Annotated in this window: 15 protein-coding genes; 8 read left to right on the top strand and 7 right to left on the bottom strand. The window is 45.8% G+C overall.

Annotated elements, in window-relative coordinates:
* Positions 1-2 precede the first annotated feature (2 nt).
* Both OCU36_RS12630 and metF read left to right on the top strand, forming a co-directional pair.
* A complete protein-coding gene (locus OCU36_RS12630) occupies positions 3-2,414 on the top strand; it encodes a bifunctional aspartate kinase/homoserine dehydrogenase II (protein WP_261838278.1) in 2,412 nt (803 codons plus the stop codon).
* 260 nt (positions 2,415-2,674) lie between these two features.
* Positions 2,675-3,574 carry a methylenetetrahydrofolate reductase gene (gene metF, locus OCU36_RS12625; protein ID WP_261838277.1) on the top strand — a complete coding sequence of 300 codons (900 nt, stop codon included), beginning with the start codon at positions 2,675-2,677 and terminating at the stop codon, positions 3,572-3,574.
* Positions 3,575-3,861: 287 nt separating this feature from the next.
* On the opposite strand, the gene OCU36_RS12620 is transcribed toward metF, so the two are convergent.
* From OCU36_RS12620 to argE, 3 genes are all read right to left on the bottom strand, one after another.
* Entirely contained in the window at positions 3,862-4,401 is a 540-nt protein-coding gene (locus tag OCU36_RS12620) for a PadR family transcriptional regulator (protein ID WP_261838276.1), read from the bottom strand.
* A gap of 349 nt (positions 4,402-4,750) precedes the next feature.
* A complete protein-coding gene (ppc, locus tag OCU36_RS12615) occupies positions 4,751-7,387 on the bottom strand; it encodes a phosphoenolpyruvate carboxylase (protein WP_261838275.1) in 2,637 nt (878 codons plus the stop codon).
* 249 nt (positions 7,388-7,636) lie between these two features.
* Positions 7,637-8,773, bottom strand: a complete 1,137-nt coding sequence (argE, locus tag OCU36_RS12610) for an acetylornithine deacetylase (RefSeq protein WP_261838274.1) — start codon at positions 8,771-8,773, stop codon at positions 7,637-7,639.
* Between the two features lie 153 nt (positions 8,774-8,926).
* On the opposite strand from argE, the gene argC reads away from it, so the two are divergent.
* The 4 genes from argC to argH all read left to right on the top strand — a co-directional run bounded on the left by argC (position 8,927) and on the right by argH (position 14,280).
* Complete coding sequence (argC, locus tag OCU36_RS12605; protein WP_261838273.1) at positions 8,927-9,931, top strand: N-acetyl-gamma-glutamyl-phosphate reductase; 1,005 nt, start codon at positions 8,927-8,929, stop codon at positions 9,929-9,931.
* Positions 9,932-9,943: 12 nt separating this feature from the next.
* Positions 9,944-10,732, top strand: coding sequence for an acetylglutamate kinase (gene argB / locus OCU36_RS12600; RefSeq protein ID WP_261838272.1), 789 nt, complete (start codon positions 9,944-9,946; stop codon positions 10,730-10,732).
* Between the two features lie 113 nt (positions 10,733-10,845).
* Positions 10,846-12,057, top strand: coding sequence for an argininosuccinate synthase (locus OCU36_RS12595; protein ID WP_261838271.1), 1,212 nt, complete (start codon positions 10,846-10,848; stop codon positions 12,055-12,057).
* A gap of 348 nt (positions 12,058-12,405) precedes the next feature.
* Positions 12,406-14,280 (top strand): argininosuccinate lyase, encoded by a 1,875-nt coding sequence (gene argH / locus OCU36_RS12590; RefSeq protein WP_261838270.1) that lies wholly within the window; start codon positions 12,406-12,408, stop codon positions 14,278-14,280.
* 242 nt (positions 14,281-14,522) lie between these two features.
* On the opposite strand, the gene OCU36_RS12585 is transcribed toward argH, so the two are convergent.
* Positions 14,523-14,771 (bottom strand): DUF3624 domain-containing protein, encoded by a 249-nt coding sequence (locus OCU36_RS12585; RefSeq protein ID WP_261838269.1) that lies wholly within the window; start codon positions 14,769-14,771, stop codon positions 14,523-14,525.
* An 87-nt stretch (positions 14,772-14,858) separates the two neighbouring features.
* On the opposite strand from OCU36_RS12585, the gene OCU36_RS12580 reads away from it, so the two are divergent.
* Positions 14,859-15,206, top strand: a complete 348-nt coding sequence (locus OCU36_RS12580) for a RidA family protein (protein ID WP_261838268.1) — start codon at positions 14,859-14,861, stop codon at positions 15,204-15,206.
* Positions 15,207-15,382: 176 nt separating this feature from the next.
* Here OCU36_RS12580 and OCU36_RS12575 read toward each other — a convergent pair whose 3' ends face one another.
* Both OCU36_RS12575 and OCU36_RS12570 read right to left on the bottom strand, forming a co-directional pair.
* A complete protein-coding gene (locus tag OCU36_RS12575) occupies positions 15,383-16,849 on the bottom strand; it encodes a dihydrolipoyl dehydrogenase (RefSeq protein ID WP_261838267.1) in 1,467 nt (488 codons plus the stop codon).
* A 259-nt stretch (positions 16,850-17,108) separates the two neighbouring features.
* Entirely contained in the window at positions 17,109-17,837 is a 729-nt protein-coding gene (locus tag OCU36_RS12570; RefSeq protein ID WP_261838266.1) for a glutathione peroxidase, read from the bottom strand.
* Between the two features lie 202 nt (positions 17,838-18,039).
* On the opposite strand from OCU36_RS12570, the gene oxyR reads away from it, so the two are divergent.
* Positions 18,040-18,933 carry a DNA-binding transcriptional regulator OxyR gene (gene oxyR, locus OCU36_RS12565; protein WP_261838265.1) on the top strand — a complete coding sequence of 298 codons (894 nt, stop codon included), beginning with the start codon at positions 18,040-18,042 and terminating at the stop codon, positions 18,931-18,933.
* Positions 18,934-19,070: 137 nt separating this feature from the next.
* Here oxyR and OCU36_RS12560 read toward each other — a convergent pair whose 3' ends face one another.
* Positions 19,071-21,632 (bottom strand): penicillin-binding protein 1A, encoded by a 2,562-nt coding sequence (locus tag OCU36_RS12560; RefSeq protein WP_261838264.1) that lies wholly within the window; start codon positions 21,630-21,632, stop codon positions 19,071-19,073.
* Between the last annotated feature and the right edge of the window lie 79 nt (positions 21,633-21,711).

Here is a 21,711-nt window from a genome sequence, read left to right as displayed (position 1 = left end):
TAATGACAAACTTTCGCCAGCTACATAAATTTGGTGGTAGCAGTTTAGCCAATCCTGAATGTTACCAACGTGTGGTCAATATTCTCAGAGACTACTCATCCGCAACGGACTTAGTTGTTGTATCAGCCGCAGGTAAAACAACCAACCGTTTGATTGAATTTGTTGAAGCGCTTGATAAAGATGGTCGTATCGCACATGAATGTCTGCAAACACTTCGTCAGTTCCAGCTTGGACTGATTGAAGCACTGCTTGAAGGTGAGGCTGCCATTCAGCTCACGGCAACCATTCAACAGGAATTTACCGCTTTGGGTGAGCTAACCGCCCCTTTGAGCGAAGCGCAAAAAGCCCAGGTGCTTGGACACGGTGAGGTTTGGTCTTCACGTCTACTCGCGGCTTTGTTGTGCCAGCATGACTTACAAGCGGTTGCTCAAGATGCGCGTGCCTTTTTACGAGCTGACGTGGGGGCTCAACCGGAAGTTGACCGTGCCCGTTCTTACCCTCTGATTAAAGAAGTCCTGGCACAGCATGCACATTGCCGTGTGGTGATTACGGGCTTTATGGCTCAGAACAGTGAGGGCGAAACGGTACTGCTTGGTCGTAATGGGTCGGATTACTCAGCGACCGTGATTGGTGCTTTAGCTGAGGTGGAGCGCGTGACCATTTGGAGTGATGTGGCTGGCGTGTACAGCGCCGATCCTCGTTTAGTGTCTGATGCGTGTTTATTGCCTCTGCTTCGCCTTGATGAAGCGAGTGAATTGGCTCGCCTAGCGGCTCCAGTGCTGCATAGCCGAACGCTTCAACCTGTGGCTCAAAGTGCTATGGATCTCAGCTTACGTTGCAGCTATCAGCCAGAAGCCGGCTCTACGCAGATAGAGCGAGTACTGGCATCAGGTCGTGGTGCAAAAATCATAACCTCTTTGGATGAAGTCTTCATTGTTCAGCTAACTTTCGGCCATGGACATGATTTCGGTCGTCTAGAAAATGAAGTTCTTGAAGGACTTCAGCGTGCTCAATTAGAGCCTCTAGCTTATGAGCTTGAACCTGATCAAAACTGCTTGCGCTTAGCCTACACCGAAGAGATAGCAGGCAGTGCATTAGAGTACCTACAAGATCATGCTATTGAAGCCGAAATTAAGCTTAAAGAAGGTTTCTCTTTAATTGCTGCTGTGGGGGCGGGAGTCACTAAAAATCCAAATCATTGTTACGGTTTCTACCAACAGCTTAAGGGTTCTCCGGTTGAGTTTATCTCGGAAGCTCATTCAGGCTTGAGCTTGGTGGCTGTGCTTCGTAAAAGTGAAACATCGGGTTTAGTGAAAGGTATACACTCTCAACTATTTCAAGCGCAAAAGCGTATTGCGATAGCTTTGTGTGGCAAGGGTAACATTGGATCAAGTTGGTTAAGTCTGTTCGCTGAGCAAAAGGCTGAACTTGAAAAGCGCCATGGAATGAATTTTAACTTGGTTGCGGTGGTTGATAGCCAAACGTATTGGTTTGATGAGCAAGGTATTGATGCGAATTCCGTCAGTCAACGTTTTGATGATGAAGCCATTGCCAATAATGGTGACGATTGGCTTGACCGTTTGGGTTCTCTTCAGGGCTATGATGAAGTGGTGGTACTTGATGTCACTGCGAGTCCAGCGCTTGCAGCAAAATACCTGCAAATTGCCCAACACGGCTTCCACCTTATTTCAGCCAACAAGGTGGCAGGCTCGGCATCCAGCGAGTATTACCACCAAGTGAAAAGTGCCTTTGCTAAGATCAGCCGTCACTGGTTGTACAATGCAACGGTAGGAGCCGGCTTACCGATTAACCATACCGTACGTGATTTACGTGAAAGTGGCGATGACATCCTGGCACTGTCTGGTATCTTCTCGGGGACTCTATCTTGGTTGTTCCAACAGTTTGATGGCTCAGTGCCGTTTAGCGAATTGGTTGATTTGGCATGGCAGCAAGGGCTGACAGAGCCAGATCCTCGTGCTGACCTAGATGGCTCTGACGTGATGCGTAAATTGGTGATTTTGGCGCGTGAGTCGGGTTTAGAGATTGAACCTGAGAATGTAAAAGTAGAATCATTGGTTCCTGAAGAGTTGAAAGACCTGTCGGTCGATGAGTTTTTTGATAAAGCTTCAGTGCTAAGCGAAGAACTGGCTGAACGCTTGGAAAAAGCGCACGCTCAACAAAAAGTGCTACGTTATGTCGCGCGTTTAGAAAAGAGTGGTAAAGCCACCGTAGGGGTCGAGGCGTTGTCAAAAGATCACGCATTGGCGAATTTACTGCCTTGTGACAATATTTTTGCTATTGAGAGCAAATGGTATAAAGACAATCCATTGGTTATTCGAGGTCCCGGAGCTGGACGTGAAGTCACCGCAGGCGCCATTCAATCTGACTTAAACAGAATGTCGAGCTTGTTTTAATAAGTAATCAGCTTATTTATGGCGTAAACAACCGACTATTCACTAGTATCGATTAGGCTGAAAGCACAATGTGTTTTCAGCTTTTTTTGCTTGGTGTCCCCACTTAGTATCTTAAGTTTTACTCACGATCTTCTTGAGAAAAATTCATAATCGATCTGTTGACATTAAATCGTATTCAATACATTCTATGGACATATAGACGTCTATACGTCGTTTGGGAATTTGAGATTAGTGGTTGCTTTTGCCACAGGGAGAGTAAGATGGGATACACACACGCCAGTCATATCGACGCTTTGAATCAGAATATCGCTGAACTTTCTGACAACATCAATGTGTCATTTGAGTTTTTTCCACCAAGCAGTGAAAAGATGGAAGAGACTTTGTGGAATTCCGTTCATCGTTTAAAGACTCTTCAACCTAAGTTTGTATCAGTCACTTATGGTGCAAACTCGGGTGAACGTGATCGTACCCACTCAATTATTAAAGAGATCAAGAGCCAAACGGGTCTAGTTGCAGCACCACACTTAACGTGTATTGATGCAAATCGTGAAGAGTTGATTCAAATAGCCGATGATTATTGGGCAAATGGCATTGAAAGTATTGTGGCGTTGCGTGGTGATATTCCGCCTGGCGGTGGTGCTCCCGATATGTACGCCTCTGATCTTGTTGAATTGCTTAAATCTCGTCACGACTTTGATATCTCAGTGGCAGCATTCCCAGAGGTTCACCCTGAAGCCAAAAGTGCTCAATCTGATCTTATTAACCTAAAACGTAAAGTGGATGCCGGTGCTAACCGTGCCATTACGCAGTTTTTTTTCGATGTAGAAAGCTACCTACGCTTTCGTGATCGTTGTGTTGCTGCTGGTATTGAGGTTGAGATTATACCGGGGATCCTACCCGTATCGAATTTTAAGCAGGCGTCCCGTTTTGCCGCCATGAATAACGTAAAAGTTCCAGGTTGGATGGCGAAGCAGTTTGAAGGCTTGGATGATGATCCAACCACTCGTCAGTTAGTTGGTGCGAGCCAAGCGATTGATATGGTTCGTACATTGAGCCGTGAAGGCGTAAAAGATTTCCACTTCTACACGTTAAACCGAGCTGAAATGACGTATGCGCTTTGTCATACGTTAGGTGTTCGCCCACAAGTTGCGACGCTGTAGTTATACCCATCGGAGTAAATGACGGGTCATCCTAGCTTGTTAAAAGCCTCGATAACTTCGTTAGAATTTTTGATTGTAGAATAACGACTGACCGAGGCTGCTTGTCGAAAAGAGCAGCCTTGTTCTCCAGCTTTTTTCTTGCGCTATTTCTGAACACTTACTTACTGTGGTTAGTATTAAAACGGTTGGCAAAACGCCATCGGCGATAGGATCACACATTCTACAGAGACAAAAAAGGCTTGGACTTTAACAGTCCAAGCCTTTTATTTTTCTAGCTGCTAGCTTGCTTAAGCAATAGCGCCCAGTTCTAACAATGCTTCTTCAGCCCATATAATCCATGCTTCACGGATGAGTAGGTTACGACGAAGAGTCAGACGCTCAAGGCGTGCTTGCTTGTCTAGCGTTGATGGTGTTGCGTAGTAAGCCGCTTCAATTTCTTTGTAGTGAGAAACCAATTTACGAGATTCTTCTACTAGTTCAGCAAGTTGTATACGGTACGCGCCAGAAGGTTGTACTGCGCAAGCCATTAGTTTTGCTGAAAACTCATCGCGCACTGTTGGGTGTGCGGTTGGTTGCTCAAACCATTCACCTAAAGCGCCACGACCAGCGTCAGTGATAGAGTAAACTTTACGATCAGGTTTGCCTTCTTGAGGCTCAAGCACGCAAGTGACTTGATGGTTCTGAGCCATTTTATTGAGTTCGCGATAAACTTGTTGATGACTCGCTTTCCAGAAGTAACCAATGCTTGCTGAGAATTCTTTTGTGATATCGTAACCAGTAGCATCGCGTGTACTTAAAACGGTTAGAATTACGTGTGGTAATGACATGTCTGAAATCCAAATGGTAAACAGTGAACAAATACTTAAACAACAAGTGTGCTTCTAATGGCACGTTATATTGATTATGTTTAAGTGCTACCAACATCATTGTTGGTTATGTCACCTTATAAAGCCGTTTATCACCTAGGTTGACCAAGTTGTTGGTCAAGATGCTGCAGATTATTTTTATGGTGTGCTTCTGCAGTGGAGCGGTAGTATATCTAAATAATAAGCATAAAGTAGAATACATGGACAAAATAACCCAAAAAAATAATAAAATATTCTTTACTGGCTGTTTTGCCAAATAAAAAGGTCGCTAAGTGCGACCTTTTGTCTTTTTTGTGGTGGTAATTACTGGTTAACCTGTATTTCGCATGCCTGCTGCAATGCCTGCTATCGTCACCATTAGCGCCTCTTCAAGCTCTGCTGGTGGTGTTTCACTCTTACGAGTTCGGTAAAGCAGTTCAGCTTGAAGCATATTTAGTGGCTCAACGTAGATGTTACGTAGACGAATTGACTCAAGCCCCCAAGGGTCGCTTTGCATCAGGTTCTCATTGTTTTCTACATTCAGTACCGTTTTGATGTCTTTTTGCAGCTGTTCACGCAGTAACTCACCTAGCGGCAATAACTCTTTATCAACCAAACGTTGGTCGTAGTACTTAGCAATTTCCATGTTGCACTTGGTGTACACCATTTCTAGCATACCCAGGCGAGTTGAGAAGAATGGCCATTCGCGACACATCTCTTCCAGTAGGGCTTGGTGGCCTTGGTCTACCGAATATTGAATGGCTTCACCTGCACCTAACCAAGCTGGGAGTACTAAGCGATTTTGGCTCCAAGAGAAGATCCATGGAATCGCACGTAAGCTTTCTACGCCACCATTCGGGTTACGTTTCGCAGGGCGAGAACCCAAAGGCAATTTACCTAGCTCTAGCTCTGGCGTTGCTTGACGGAAGTAAGGGACGAACTTCTCTTCACCACGAACGACATTACGATACGCCTCACAAGATACTTCAGACAGCACTACCATTAGGTCGCGCCACTCTTGTTTAGGCTCTGGTGGCGGCAGAAGGTTCGCTTCTAGAATCGCACTGGCGTACAGGTTAAAGCTGTTTACAGCAACATCTGGTAAACCAAGCTTAAAGCGGATCATTTCGCCTTGCTCAGTTACACGTAGACCGCCTTTCAAGCTCTTAGGTGGCTGTGAAAGAAGTGCGGCATGCGCGGGAGCGCCACCACGACCGACCGTACCACCACGACCGTGGAATAAGGTCAGGTCAATTCCTTCTTCTTCACAAGCCTTAACCAGCTTGTCCATTGCGTCATACTGAGCCCAACCAGCAGACATCACGCCAGCATCTTTTGCGGAGTCTGAATAACCGATCATGACCATTTGGTGATTTTGGATAAAGCCACGGTATAAGTCGATGCTCATAAGCTGTTTCATGACGGCTTCTGAGTTGTTCAAGTCATCTAAGGTTTCGAACAGTGGGCATACATCCATGCGGTACGGACAACCACACTCTTGCAGGAGTAAATGCACTGCCAGTACATCCGATGCGGTACGAGCCATGGAAATGACGTAAGCACCAAAGGCTTCGCGAGGTTGAGCTGCAATCACTTTACAGGTGTCTAAAACTTCTTTGACCTGTTCAGAAGGCTCCCAGTCACGAGGCAATAGTGGACGTTTTGAACTTAATTCATTGGTTAAAAATGCAATTTTGTCTTGCTCGCTCCAATGGTCGTAATCGCCAATACCTAAGTAGCGAGTCAGTTCCGACAGAACATCGGAGTGACGTGTACTTTCTTGACGAATGTCGAGACGAACCAAATGCACACCAAATGCTTTTAGGCGTCGTAGGGTATCAAGCAGAGAACCGTCTGCAATGACGCCCATGCCACATTCGTGCAGTGATTGGTAACACGCGTAAAGTGGTGTCCACAATTGGTCGATGTTTTGTAGTGTTGCTTTCTTTGGCACGTCGACGTGTTGAATTTCAGCATCTAATACTTCGAGTGTGTTGCGAAGTAAAGTGCGTAAACTCTTCAGTATTGCGCGATATGCTTCGTGCTCATCACCCGCTAGCTCACGAACGGCATCATTACACTTAGTCATCGACAGTTCGGTAATCAGCTCGTTTACGTCACCTAGGTAAAGATCAGCGGCTTTCCAGCGAGATAGGCGCAGTACTTCTTTGGTGATGGTGTGCGTGACGAATGGATTACCGTCGCGGTCGCCGCCCATCCAAGATGAGAAATGTACTGGGCGTGCATCAATTGGCAGGCCTTCACCAAGGTAGCCCTTAAGTCGACCGTCCATTTCACGTAGGAAATCTGGCACCGCTTCCCAAAGTGAGTTTTCAACAACCGCAAAGCCCCATTTAGCTTCATCCAACGGGGTCGGGCGTTGCTGACGAATCACATCTGAGTGCCAACCTTGAGCGATAAGCTGCTCTAGACGACGTTCGGTTTTCACGCGTTCTTTTTGTGATAGGTCGCTGAGTTCTAATTTAGATAAACACTCGTTGATCTTGACCAGTTTGTTGATCATGGTGCGACGAGTGATTTCTGTTGGGTGCGCGGTTAACACAAGCTCTATATTCAGATCGCGAACAGCTTGTGCTGCATCTAGCTGGCTAATGTTGTTCTGGTTTAATTTAGAAAAGAGTGATTGCAACACATCAGGTTCGCAAACATGTTCTTCACAGTGGCGAGAGATGGTGTGGTACTGCTCTGCCATGTTGGTGAGGTTGAGAAATTGGTTAAATGCACGAGCCACTGGTGTGAGTTGTTCGTTCGGCAGGTTTTTGATTTCTTCAACTAGGCTGTCTCGGTCAGCCTTGTTGCCTGCGCGGGCGGATTTGGAAAGTTTACGGATAGTTTCCACTTTCTCTAAAATGACATCACCATGTGCATCTTGAATTGTGTTACCTAGCAAGCGTCCCAGCATGCTTACGTTACTCTTAAGAGCGGCGTATTTCTCGTTCATTGTCATCCTGCCTCGTAAAAAAATTACATCCATTGTTCCTTGTCAGTACACAATCTAGCGAAAAGTGTCGTATCTAGTCAAATAAAGCATTCTAAATTTGCAATTATCTGTTTTCAAAATACAGGATAAGTAAACGTTTCAATGTCTTGGAATAAAGTGAAATTTAATTACAAGATCAGGCTATGTCAGGGATAACAGAATAAAGCCCACTTTTTATGTGGGCTTTCATTAGAATGTTCGGATTTAGCATAATCGCTAGAAACAATATTGACGGATCGACTTTCTCAGAACATCAATTGTTGGGTCAATAAAATCAAAGCTTAAGAATTCATCCGGTTGGTGAGCTTGGTCTATTGACCCCGGGCCTAACACTAAGGTTGGACACAACTCTTGAAGGAAAGGAGCCTCAGTACAGTAGTTTACCGTTTGCGATTCAATCCCACTCACCGATTCCATTCCGCCGATAAATGGATGATCGTGTTGGCACTCATAGCCAGGGATCGGCTCATGCAGGGGAGTTATTTCAATTCTGCCTGGCCATTTTGCTTCTACTTCTTTAAGTGCGTTACGCAGCATATTATCCAAACCATCGAGGCTAATTCCTGGTAGAGGACGAACGTCATAATGCAGTTCACAACAGCCACAAATTCGGTTAGCGCTGTCGCCACCGTGAATATGACCAAGGTTCAAAGTCGGGCTTGGAATCGCGAAACCCGGGTGATGGTACTCTTTGACTAACTTGTCACGCAGTTGCATTAAAGCAAACAACACTTCATGCATAATCTCGATGGCGTTGACACCCAATGCGGGATCAGAAGAGTGACCGGATTTACCCGTGACTCGCACAGCATTCGCTACGTGGCCTTTGTGTCCTCGAACCGGTACAAGGCTGGTTGGCTCACCAATAATGCAGTAGTCCGGTTTAAACGGTGCATTTTCAGTGAAGTGACGAGCCCCCAACATAGTGGTTTCTTCGTCACAGGTCGCGAGCACATAAAGCGGCTTAGTTTGGTTGCGCCAATCGATTTGTTTCGCGGCCTCATAGATAAAAGCGAAAAAGCCCTTCATGTCGGCGGTGCCTAATCCGTAGAAGCGGTTGTTGTGCTCTGTCAGTGCGTGAGGATCGAAGTTCCAACGTCCTTCATCGAATGGCACGGTATCGCTGTGTCCAGCAAGCAATAACCCCCCTTCACCGGTTCCCATCTTCGCGATCATATTATGCTTGCCGGGTTCGACTTCCACGACCTCTACGCTAAAGCCCAAGTCGGTAAACCACTGAGCCATTTTTTCGATCACTTTCTCATTGCCATGATCCCAGCTTGGGTCGGTGGAACTGATAGAGTCGGTGGATATTAGGCCTTTATAGACCTCAAGAAAACTGGGTAATTGCATAATTACTTCACTTCTACTATTGACAGGAAAACTATAAGTCGGTAAAACACATATTAAATCATATTTTATGCATAAGAAATCAGATAAAGCCTAAAATTAAGTATTAATAGTCAAATTTGAAATGTAACTTACCTCAAAAATGGATGTGTTGAGATGTTGAAAACCACGATCATTGGCGCAAGCGGCTACACAGGAGCAGAACTGGCTCTAATGATAAACAGACACCCTGAGCTCACGCTATCAGGTTTATATGTCTCAGCCAATAGTGTCGACGCAGGTAAACCTATTGCGGCACTGCACGGTAAGTTGGCGGGTTTGATTGATATGTCAGTACAGCCATTAACGAATCCAGAAGAAGTGGCTAAGCAGTCTGACGTGATTTTTCTCGCAACGGCACATGAGGTCAGTCATGACTTAGCGCCAATCTTTCTAGAGAACCATTGCCAAGTGTTTGACCTATCGGGTGCATTCAGAGTTAAAGGCGAGAACTTTTACCAAAAGTTCTACGGGTTTGAACATCAACACGAACAATGGCTAGATAAAGCGGCTTACGGTTTAGCTGAGTGGAACGAACAAGAAATCAAAGCGGCTCAACTTGTTGCAGTCGCAGGTTGTTACCCAACCGCATCACAACTGGCGATTAAGCCTTTGGTTGAAGCCAAGTTACTGGATGAGAACCAGTGGCCTGTGATTAACGCAACCAGCGGTGTGACTGGAGCGGGTCGCAAGGCGACTATGGTGAATAGCTTCTGCGAAGTGAGTCTGCAAGCTTATGGCGTATTCAATCACCGTCATCAACCTGAAATCGCTGCACATTTAGGATGTGATGTGATTTTCACTCCGCACCTCGGCAACTTTAAGCGCGGTATCTTAGCAACCATCACCATGAAACTGGCTGAAGGCGTGACAGAACAACAGATACAAGAGGCCTTTGAGCAAGCTTACCAAGCTAAACCTGCGGTGAGATTACTCGAAGAGACATTGCCAAGAATTCAAGATGTAGAACAGACGCCTTTTTGTGACTTAGGTTGGAAGGTACAAGGTCAACACATCATCGTTGTTTCAGCGATTGATAACTTATTAAAGGGTGCATCTAGCCAAGCGATGCAGTGTTTGAATTTACGGTATGGTTTTGCACCATTAACGGCATTAGTGTAAGGAAATCTAGATATGACCCTTAATAATCAACCATTAATCATAAAGTTAGGTGGCGCTGCGCTATCTTGTGGTGAAACATTGAGCAAGTTATTTGGTGCCATCTCTGCTTATCGACAACAGGCACAGCGACCCATCGTGATTGTTCACGGCGGTGGTTACCTTGTTGATGACCTGATGAATAAGTTGAACCTCGAAACCGTTAAGAAAGAAGGGCTTCGTGTTACCCCTTATGACCAGATCCCAGTGATCGCCGGTGCGCTCGCGGGCACGGCCAACAAACTGCTTCAAGGTCAGGCCATTAAAGACGGTATCAACGCCGTTGGTTTGAGCCTAGCCGATGGTGGTTTGTGCAGAGTGAGTGAGCTGAACCCTGAACTGGGTGCGGTAGGTAAGGCAGAGCCGGGTGACTCAACGGTTCTGCAAGCCATTCTCAATGCGGGCGCACTGCCCATCATTAGTTCGATTGGTTTAACGTCACAAGGCCAACTGATGAACGTCAATGCCGATCAAGCTGCGGTTGCGGTTGCAGGCACGCTTGATGCTGAATTAGTGCTGCTTTCTGATGTCAGTGGTGTGTTGGATGGTAAAGGCCACCTGATTCCGAGCCTTAATCAACAACAAGCGGATGACCTTATTACAGGTAAAGTGATTACCGACGGCATGATCGTTAAGGTTCAAGCCGCACTAGAAGCCGCTAACGACCTTGGACGACCAATCGAAGTTGCTACTTGGCGATATCCAGAAAAACTCACACAACTGTTTTCAGGTAAAAGCATAGGGACGCAGTTTTTACCTCAGTAGGCCTCACAACGAGTCACTACTTAAAGAATTTAGACGAATTAAATAAACATATAATTATGAAGTCATTTCCAACGCTGACCGCCATGTGCAGTATGGAAACTAGGAGAAAGAAAATGAGCAAAGTTAACGTAAAGAAAGTTGTAGTAGCCTACTCTGGCGGTCTAGACACATCAGTCATCATTCCATGGTTGAAAGAGAACTATGACTGTGAAGTTATCGCGTTTGTCGCGGATGTAGGTCAAGGTGATGAAGAGCTAGTTGGTATCGAAGAGAAAGCAAAAGCGTCGGGTGCTTCTGAGTGTTACATCGCAGACCTTAAAGAAGAGATGGTGGCTGAATACATCTACCCAACGCTAAAAACGGGCGCTTGCTATGAAGGTAAATACCTACTGGGTACATCGATGGCTCGTCCAATCATTGCGAAAGCACAGGTGGAAGTGGCGCGTAAAGTCGGTGCAGACGCACTGTGTCACGGCTGTACAGGTAAAGGTAATGACCAAGTTCGTTTTGAAGGTGCATTCGCAGCGCTTGCCCCCGACCTCCACGTCATTGCACCATGGCGTGAGTGGGATCTTGTGAGCCGTGAAGAGTGTCTAGACTACCTTGCAGAGCGCAACATCCCTTGTACGGCTTCTCTTACCAAGATTTATTCGCGTGATGCCAACGCATGGCATATCTCTACAGAAGGTGGTGTTCTAGAAAATACATGGAACGCACCTAACGAAGATTGCTGGGCTTGGACTGTAGACCCAGAGCAAGCGCCAAACGAATCCGAAACAGTGACATTGAAAGTTGAAAAAGGCGAAGTGGTTGCGGTTGATGGCGAAACAATGACGCCATACAACGCACTGGTTTACCTCAATGAGAAAGGTGCTAAGCACGGTGTTGGTCGTATCGATATCGTAGAAAACCGTCTTGTGGGTATGAAATCTCGTGGTTGTTACGAAACTCCGGGTGGCACTATCATGATGGAAGCACTGCGTGCAGTAGAACAACTGGTTCTTGATAAAACGGCTTTTGAATTCCGTGAAGAGCTGGGTGTTAAGGCTTCTCACCTGGTATACGATGGTCGTTGGTTCACTCCACTATGTAAGTCTATTCTTGCCGCGACAGAAGAGTTAGCACAAGACGTGAATGGTGAAGTGGTTATCAAGCTCTATAAAGGGCAAGCAACGGTGACTCAAAAGCGTTCTGACAACAGCTTGTATTCAGAAGAGTTTGCAACCTTTGGTGAAGATGAAGTTTACGACCAAAGCCACGCTGAAGGTTTCATTCGTCTTTACTCGTTATCAAGCCGTATTCGCGCTCTGAATAACCAAAAATAATTCTAAAATGGTTTACGAAGCGAGCCTTTAGCGCAACATTCTAGGACAGCAAACAAGACATTATGATCAAAGCCCATTCACTACTGGTTAGTGATTGGGCTTTTTTATTTTTTATCGATTGGCCCAATAAATCCGTTTCGGTTTTGAGTATTGAAGCTCTATAATTTTCGCGTTACGGCATGATCCGTTAGTAGGTAGGTCGCTGTGAATAAATATGTAGAAATAGTGAATTAATACTTTATTTTTATTTTGAATTGCCGTAAGTTTAAACCATCAGAAAAAGACTGAATATTAGTCAGACTTATTATTTGCAAAAACAGTGAGCACTGTGCAATTAGGAGAGACACAATGGCATTATGGGGCGGTAGATTTACCCAAGCAGCAGACACCCGGTTCAAAGATTTTAACGATTCTCTTCGTTTTGATTACCGATTGGCTGAGCAAGACATTGTGGGCTCTATTGCCTGGTCAAAAGCTCTACAGTCGGTCAAGGTTTTAACCGAAGAAGAACAGCAGAGATTAGAGTTAGCACTGAACGAGCTTAAGCTCGAAGTGATGGAAGATCCGGAACAGATTCTACGTTCTGATGCAGAGGATATTCACAGCTGGGTTGAGCAACAACTTATCGGTAAAGTCGGTGATTTGGGTAAAAAGCTTCACACGGGGCGCTCTCGTAATGACCAAGTGGCGACCGATCTTAAACTGTGGTGTCGTCAACAAGGTAACCAACTATTGCTCGCATTGGATCGCCTACAAAGCCAAATGGTCAATGTGGCTTCTCAGCACCAAGAAACCGTGCTGCCTGGTTACACTCACTTACAACGTGCTCAGCCGGTCACTTTTGCTCACTGGTGCTTGGCGTACGTTGAAATGCTCGAGCGTGATTATTCACGTTTAAGTGATGCGATTAAGCGTCTAGATACATGTCCGCTGGGTTCTGGTGCCCTTGCTGGAACAGCCTACCCGATGGACCGTGAACAGTTAGCTCACAACTTAGGTTTCCATCGTGCTACGCGCAACTCGCTAGATTCTGTCTCTGACCGTGACCATGTGATGGAGCTGATGTCGATTGCTTCTATCTCTATGCTTCACCTTTCTCGTCTTGCCGAAGATATGATTTTCTACAACTCAGGTGAATCAAACTTCATCGAGTTAGCCGATACCGTGACGTCAGGTTCTTCTCTGATGCCACAAAAGAAAAACCCTGATGCGTTAGAGCTGATTCGTGGCAAAACTGGCCGTGTATACGGTTCATTAGCGGCAATGATGATGACAGTGAAAGCTCTGCCTTTGGCGTACAATAAGGATATGCAAGAAGATAAAGAGGGTCTGTTCGACGCTTTAGACACTTGGAATGATTGCATGGAAATGGCAGCGCTGTGTTTCGATGGCATTAAAGTGAACGGCGAACGTACACTTGAAGCGGCGAAACAAGGTTATGCAAACTCGACAGAGCTGGCGGATTACTTAGTCGCAAAAGGCATTCCCTTCCGTGAAGCTCACCATATTGTCGGTGTCACGGTCGTCGCGGCGATTGCCAAAGGCTGCGCATTAGAAGAGTTAACCATCACAGAGATGAAAGAGTTCTCTGAGGTGATCGAAGAGGATGTGTATGACATCCTAACCATTGAATCGTGTCTTGAAAAACGTAGCGCGCTAGGCGGTGTATCACCACAACAAGTGGCTTACGCGGTTGACCAAGCGGAGAAGCGTTTATCACAGCGTGACACCTCCATAGTTAAGGTTCGTCCTGCTCGTCTAACGGATATTGAAGCATTGGAAGGTATGGTCGCTTACTGGGCGAACATGGGGGAAAACCTACCTCGCTCTCGTAATGAACTGGTGCGTGATATTGGCTCGTTTGCGGTCGCAGAGCATCATGGAGAGGTGACTGGTTGTGCATCACTTTATGTGTATGACTCTGGTTTAGCGGAGATTCGCTCGCTCGGTGTTGAGGCAGGTTGGCAAGGCCAAGGTCAGGGTACCGCGATTGTGCAGCACTTGGTTGAGAAAGCGCGACAAATGGCGATCAAGAAGGTGTTTGTACTGACTCGTACGCCTGAATTCTTTATGAAGCATGACTTCTTACCAACGTCAAAATCTCTACTGCCAGAGAAAGTGCTGAAAGACTGCGACCAGTGTCCTCGTCAACATGCATGTGATGAAGTGGCGTTGGAAGTGAACTTGGTCGAGCAGATTATCGCTAAGGTGAATGTCGCATAAGAGGTTGATTTTATAGTCTTCCCAAAAAAGATCAAAAATCTGCTCTTTTTTGGGAACCAACGAAGAAAAGCCCGGTCTATTAAAGTACCACTGCTTTTTCTTAGAATTTTCTAAGAAAGCCCCAGAATCGATTGGTTCTGGGGCTTTTTTCTATTTTCGGTTTGGAAAGTGATGATAGATCGATAATTATGCTGAATTATCGGACTATTGAATCGCTCGCATTGGGTTATAAAGGCTATCCGTTAACGCTTTTTATTTCTGAAAGGCAACACGAAAAACTTCATTATCCAATGCAATGACAGCAAACCACTGAATGCGCTAGCAGCTATCATCAATGCGATGGCATTGATGGTTTTTGGATCTTCTCTGAAAAATAGCCACCATGCTCCCCAACTCAAAATTGACAACACCATCAGCTGATTCATGCAACGCTGACAACGACCGAGTTTGTTACGGATTTTTTCACTTTTATTGCACTGAAGGCATGTCATATTGGGTTTGGTTCGCGTTATGCTTGTTGCCTTAATAATAACACGTCACAAGATATTAGGTCAGGGTGACACTGAGAGAGAAAGTTGATGATTGAGCGCCAAGAAACCAAGCAACGCATGAGCCGTATTGTTAAACACAACGGTACTATCTACCTGTGTGGCCAAGTGTGTACTGATGCAACCAAAGACATCACAGAACAAACACAAACGATGTTGGATAAAGTGGAAGCCCTACTGGAACAAGCTGGCAGTGATAAAGAGCACATGCTGTCAGCCACGATTTATTTGAAAGATATGAAAGACTTCCAAGAAATGAATGCGGTTTGGGATGCATGGGTTCCAGAAGGTCACGCTCCAGCTCGCGCATGTGTGACGGGCGACATGGCTCGCGAAGCGTTACTGGTTGAGATCTCTGTGATTGCTGCTGAGAAGTGATTCTCTCGTTTTTAGCGATAGGTAACGGTTTTAAGAGGTTCCAGATACCTCGCACCTCGGTTCTGGAATGACGGGTTTGATTTTGACTTACTGACGCGTTTAGCTAAAAAAAAAGGAAAGCCAATGGCTTTCCTTTTTAGTCTCTAATCTATCTGTTCTGTCTCAATCAAGCGAGATTAACAACCCGGACCACAGTCTAGGCAGTGTTTCACCATCTCTGGACCTAAGTGCAGTTTCGCATTCAGGTCACGCAGCGCAGTGCGCACACCCTCTTCAATTACTGGGTGGTAGAATGGCATGTCTAGCATTTCAGAAACCGTCATTTTGTTCTGATGTGCCCATGCTAACAAGTGAGCCAAGTGTTCTGCGTTGGGTCCCATCATCTCAGCACCAAGGAAGCGACCGGTACCTTGCTCGCCGTATACGTGCAGAATACCTTTGTTGCGCAGCATCACTCGTGAACGACCTTGGTTCTCGAAAGAGACTTCACCCGTTGCGAAACAACCACATGTACCTAAACGGGTGGTGATCTCTTTGTAAGTTTCGCCCACCATCGCGATTTGTGGGTCAGAGAATACCGCTGAGATTTTAGATCGGCGTAGGCCGGCACGAATCTCAGGGAAGCGACCTGCGTTGTCACCCGCAATACGCGCTTGGTCTGCTGCTTCATGTAGCAGAGGCAGTTGGTTGCTGGCATCACCTGCAATGAAGATTGATGGTCGCGATGTTTGTAGCGTGTAATGGTCTGCAACTGGCACACCACGCTCATCAAGTTCAAGAGAGGTATTCTCTAAGCCAAGCTTGTCAGTGTTAGGGCGACGACCTGTTGCTGCTAGCACGTACTCAACGATGTTCGTTTCTAATTCACCTTGTTTATTAATGAACTGGATTTCGACACGTGGCTCTCCCGATTCAGTGGTAATAGGTTTCATGCTTTCGATTTTTACGTCGGCATCGAGATAGAACTCTTCATTGAAGGCTTTATCTGCGTAAGCCATGATCTCTGGGTCGGTTACTGGGCCCACTTGACCGCCCAAACCAAACAGTTTGGTCTTGACACCTAAGCGGTGCAGTGACTGACCAAGTTCAAGGCCAATAACGCCCGGGCCAAATACCGCAACGGATTCTGGTAAATCATCCCAGTTGAATACGTCGTCGTTAATGATTAGACGGTCGCCAAGTTCATTCCAAACGGCTGGGTATGCAGGACGAGAACCGGTGGCGATAACAATACGCTTAGCGGTGACAACCGTGTGATCATCAACCTGTAGCGTCTGGTCGTCTAAGAATTTTGCGTAGCCAGAAATCTTGTCTTGCTCTGGAATTTCATCAACACCTTCTAAAACAAAACCCACAAAACGATCACGCTCAAACTTCACTCGCTCCATCACTTCACGGCCGTTAATCACGATATCACCTTGTGGGTGAACACCAAAAGCCGGTGCTTTCTCGATTTGGTGTACGCTTTCCGCTGCTGCAATAAGCAGTTTCGATGGCATGCAACCAACACGAGCACAGGTTGTACCGTAAGGGCCGCCTTCAATCATCACGACACTGTCAGTGTGTGCTTTTGCAGCGCGGTAAGCCCCTAGACCTGCCGTACCGCCCCCGATAACTGCGACATCTACATTGACTTGTTTCATAATAATTTTCTCGCAATGGCTAAATTTAGTGTGAACGACCCCCTCCAACTCTGGTGATTTTTTGAGAGTCAGGATAGTGGGGCAGTTTTGTGATTCTGTTTTATTCGGTTTAGCTTGTGACTCTGCTTTTATTGCTAACGATAGGTTAGTTAAAGACGGGCGAGTCACACGCTATATTCTTTTTCCAAAACTCAGATAAGAGCGTTTGGAATAGCTAACCCACAAGAGGGTGGGTTAGCGGATTGCAGGACTTAGGTTATTAGCCTAGGAAAGCTTCCAGTTCTTCGCTGCCACCGATGTGCTTACCACCGATGAAGACTTGCGGAGCGGTTGTGCGACCAGAGATGGCACGCAGGCTCACTGTTGTTGCGTCTTTACCGAGTACGACTTCTTCGTAGTTCAGACCTTTATCGATGAGGTTCTGCTTTGCTTTCGTGCAGAAAGGGCAGCCTGGTTTGGTGAATACTGTGATTGACTCTTGCTCTTTGTGTTCAGGAGCAATGTAGTTCAGCATAGTATCAGCATCAGAAACGTTGAACGGGTCACCTGGTACGTCTTCTTCGATGAACATTTTCTCAACCACGCCGTTTTTAACCAGCATGCTGTAGCGCCATGAACGCTTGCCGAAGCCGATGTCGTTTTTCTCAACGAGCATGCCCATGCCATCGGTGAAATCACCGTTACCGTCTGGGATGAATGTGATGTTGTCAGCTTCTTGGTCGGCTTTCCAAGCGTTCATTACGAATGTGTCGTTTACTGAAACACACAGAATGTCATCAACACCGTTCTCTTTGAACACAGAGTATAGCTCGTTGTAACGAGGTAGATGGCTTGAAGAACATGTTGGCGTAAACGCACCTGGTAGGCTGAATACGATAACAGTCTTGTCTTTGAATAGCTCTTCAGTCGTTACGTTAACCCACGCATCACCTTGGCGAGTTGGGAATGTTACTTGAGGGATTGATTGACCTTCTTTAGATGCAAACATAATGTTTTCCTTTAATTTTTTTAAATTTTGTTCTAGCAGAGCTTAACGTTTTTCTTTGCTCTTTTTCGTTTCGTTGAGCCCATTATTAGATAAATTCTTTGATAGCTCTAATCGTTTAATGTTATGGTTTTGATAGGCAAATTCTATCAACAGCGTTTTATTGTAAAATGCTTCGATTAAGACTTTAGATAAGAGGTTGATCATGAACATTCGTGATTTTGAATACTTGGTGGCGCTCGCAGAGCATAAGCACTTTAGAAAAGCGGCAGAGGCGTGCTTCGTTAGTCAACCTACTTTGAGTGGGCAGATACGCAAACTTGAAGATGAAATCGGTCTTCAGTTAACCGAGCGTAGCCCAAGGAAGGTCATTTTTACCGATTCGGGTTTACAACTCGTGGATCAAGCCAAACGTATTCTTAATGAAATAAAAACATTTAAAGATATGGCGAGTGGTCACGGTGAAGCAATGACAGGACCAATGCATATTGGCTTCATTCCAACGGTTGGTCCTTATATCTTGCCTAAGATTATTCCGCACCTTAAAGACAGCTTCCCAGATCTTGAACTTTACCTGCATGAAGCTCAGACTCATCAACTGGTGAGTCAGTTAGAAGATGGTAAGCTCGACTGTTTGGTACTGGCTGCTGTCGATGAGACCGCAGCGTTCAAAGAAATTGATGTGTATGACGAGCCGTTAAGTGTTGCTGTACCGTGTGATCATGAATGGGCGCAACAAGACAGTGTTGATATGTTACAACTCAATGGTAAAACGGTACTAGCGTTAGGGGATGGTCATTGTTTACGAGATCAAGCCTTGGGCTTCTGTTTTGCCGCAGGAGCAAAAGATGATGAGCGTTTTAAGGCGACCAGTTTAGAAACACTGCGTAACATGGTTGCGGCAGGAGCCGGGATCACCTTATTACCTCAGCTCTCAGTGCCAAAAGAAAAGCAGAAAGATGGTGTATGCTATGTGCCCGCAGTGAATCCAACACCTTCACGTCGTATTGTTGTTGCGTACCGCCCTGGTTCTCCATTGAAGGGGCGTTTCGAGCAATTGGCTGACACTATCCGAATGCAACTAGAGAAAGTAGTTTAGCTATCTAGCCTTCGTTAATAGTTAATAGTTAATAGTTAATAGTTAATAGTTAATAGTTAATAGTTAAGCTGACTATTAGAAAAAAGGGTTGATATGAATACATATCAACCCTTTTTGTTCACTCATACCGTCGTCAACTAGAAGAGTTCTTCTACCGTTTCGCCAGATGAGGTGGAATAGATATCATTAGAGAAACGTTCAGTGACGTACTCGGTTGGTTCTGTGCCTTTTTCGAAGTACTCGAATCTTGATGAGCTATCGAACTTATTCGTTAGCAAGCCGGTTTCACGGTCTATACGAACTCGGATGATGTTATCCGGAAGTGTTTTATGCTTAGCAGGCACTCCCGCAACGGCAGTCGCCATAAAATCAATCCATGCGGGTTCTGCTGTTTTTGCACCAGCTTCAGCACCTGTAATTTGGTTCTTACCAAGATTGGAGTTGGCTTTGGTTCTACCTAGGTTTCGGTTGTGGTTATCAAAACCGACCCATACGGTTGCAACAATGCCAGGGCCATAGCCGTTGTACCAAGTATCTTTCGAGTCATTAGTGGTACCGGTTTTGCCACCAATGTCACGACGCTTCAACGCTTGAGCACGCCATCCCGTACCGTTCCAGCCTGTTCCTGCTCTCCAATTACCGCCGCCCCAGATGTTGCTGTACATCATTTCACGCACAAGGAATGCATTCTGTTCAGAGATCACTTGAGGTGCGTATTGCACTTGAGTATCCACATCTTGTTCAGAAAATTCATCTGCCTTTGAGTTTGTGGTAACGGTCTGTTTGCAATCTTTCTTGCACACGACTTTCGGTGTTGCTTTGTATTCCGTTTCTCCAAATGGCGTTTCAACACGACTGATATAGAAAGGTTCTACATAGTAACCGCCATTGGCGAATACGGAATAACCTTGCGCCACTTTTATCGGTGTTAAGCTGCCAGCACCCAGAGCAATCGTTTCAGAGCGAGGTACATCATCAATATCAAAACCGAAGCGAGTGAGGTAATTACGAGTATCATCCAAGCCCACTTCACGTAACACTCGAACCGCCATTACGTTTTTAGATTGAGCTAAGCCAATACGTAAACGAGTTGGACCCACGTAGGTTGGTGGCGAGTTCTTTGGTCGCCACGCTGTACCTTGGCTCTTATCCCATTGGTTGATTGGCGCATCGTTGATCAATGATGCCAACGTTAGGCCTTTGTTGATCGCGGCTGAGTAAATAAACGGTTTAATACCAGAACCGACCTGACGAAGAGATTGCGTCGCACGGTTAAATTTGTTGTGAACAAAGTTAAAGCCACCCACCATCGACAATACCGCGCCGTTGTTCGGGTTCATTGCAACAAATGCGGTGTTCGCATTCGGTACTTGGCTGAGTCGCCATACAACCGGTGTTTCTGATTCTGCCGTCGTTGACGCTTCAGTTGGCTCTTCAGAGACCTCATCACCGGTAACGGCTTCATGGCGAACCCAGATTTGTTCACCAACAGCTAGAATCTCTTTCGCTTGAGAAGGCGCTGGACCTTGGCGATCATCGGTAAGGAATTTACGTGCCCAGTTCATGCCTTGCCATTCGATAGTGCCTTCACCTTGGTTCTTAACCCAAACTTGTGCGCTTTTTGCACCAACGGCTGTCACAACGGCAGGGATTAAGTCACCGTAGGTAGGTTGAGATTTAAGGTGTTTAACAATTTTTTCATGATCCCAAGTCGATTGCTCGGTTTGCCACAATACTTTTTCTGCACCGCGGTAGCCATGACGCTCATCGTAGCCAAGTAGGTTCTTGATCGCTGCTTGGTTTGCTGCTTTTTGCAGTTTTGAATTAACGGTCGTGTAGACCTTCATGCCCGATGTATAAGCGGCCTCACCGTAGTGTTCGACCATCCAAGCACGTGCTACTTCAGCAACATACGGAGCACTGAGTTCAATCTCTGCACCGTGGTATTTCGAGACTAGTGTTTCATTACGAGCCTCATCGTACTCTGCCTGAGTGATGTATTGCTCCTCCAACATACGACCTAATACGACGTTACGACGGTGAGTCGCGCGCTCAATCGAGTAAATCGGATTCATCGTGGAGGGGGCTTTTGGCATGCCAGCGAGCGTCGCGATTTCACTGAGTGTCAGCTCTGAAAGATCTTTGCCAAAATAAACGCGCGCAGCTGCGCCAAAACCATAAGAACGGTGACCAAGGAAAATCTTGTTCACGTACAGTTCCATGATCTCTTCTTTACTTAGCAACTGCTCAATGTGGATGGCAATAAATATCTCTTTGACTTTTCGCATGATCTTTTTCTCATTAGATAAGAAGAAGTTACGCGCAAGCTGTTGAGTAATGGTACTCGCCCCTTGTTTCGCTGAGCCGGATATTGCCACCACAAATGCTGCACGAGCGATGCCGATAGGATCGATACCATGGTGCTCATAAAAACGGCTGTCTTCGGTGGCGATCAAAGCCTCAACTAAGTGAGGTGGAATCTCGTCATAAGTGACTGGGATACGGCGTTTTTCACCAAATTGAGAGATCAATTTGCCGTCTTGACTGAAGATTTGCATTGGAGTTTGGAGTTCTACATTGCGCAGAGTGGCCACATCAGGCAATTCTGGTTTTAAGTAATAATAAACCCCGAAAATTGTACTGACTCCAAGAATCATGCAAACCAATGTAAATATGAATAATCGCTTTATGAACTTCACCGGATAATCCCTGATTAGTTGAGGCTGATAGGCAGCAAACCCTTGTACTCTAGGTTAAAAACTTAGCTTTCGTTTATTA

The sequence above is a fragment of the Vibrio artabrorum genome (assembly GCF_024347295.1).
Taxonomy (GTDB): domain Bacteria; phylum Pseudomonadota; class Gammaproteobacteria; order Enterobacterales; family Vibrionaceae; genus Vibrio; species Vibrio artabrorum.
The sequence above is the reverse complement of the archived record's forward strand: the minus strand, read 5'-3'. Positions and strand labels throughout refer to the sequence as shown.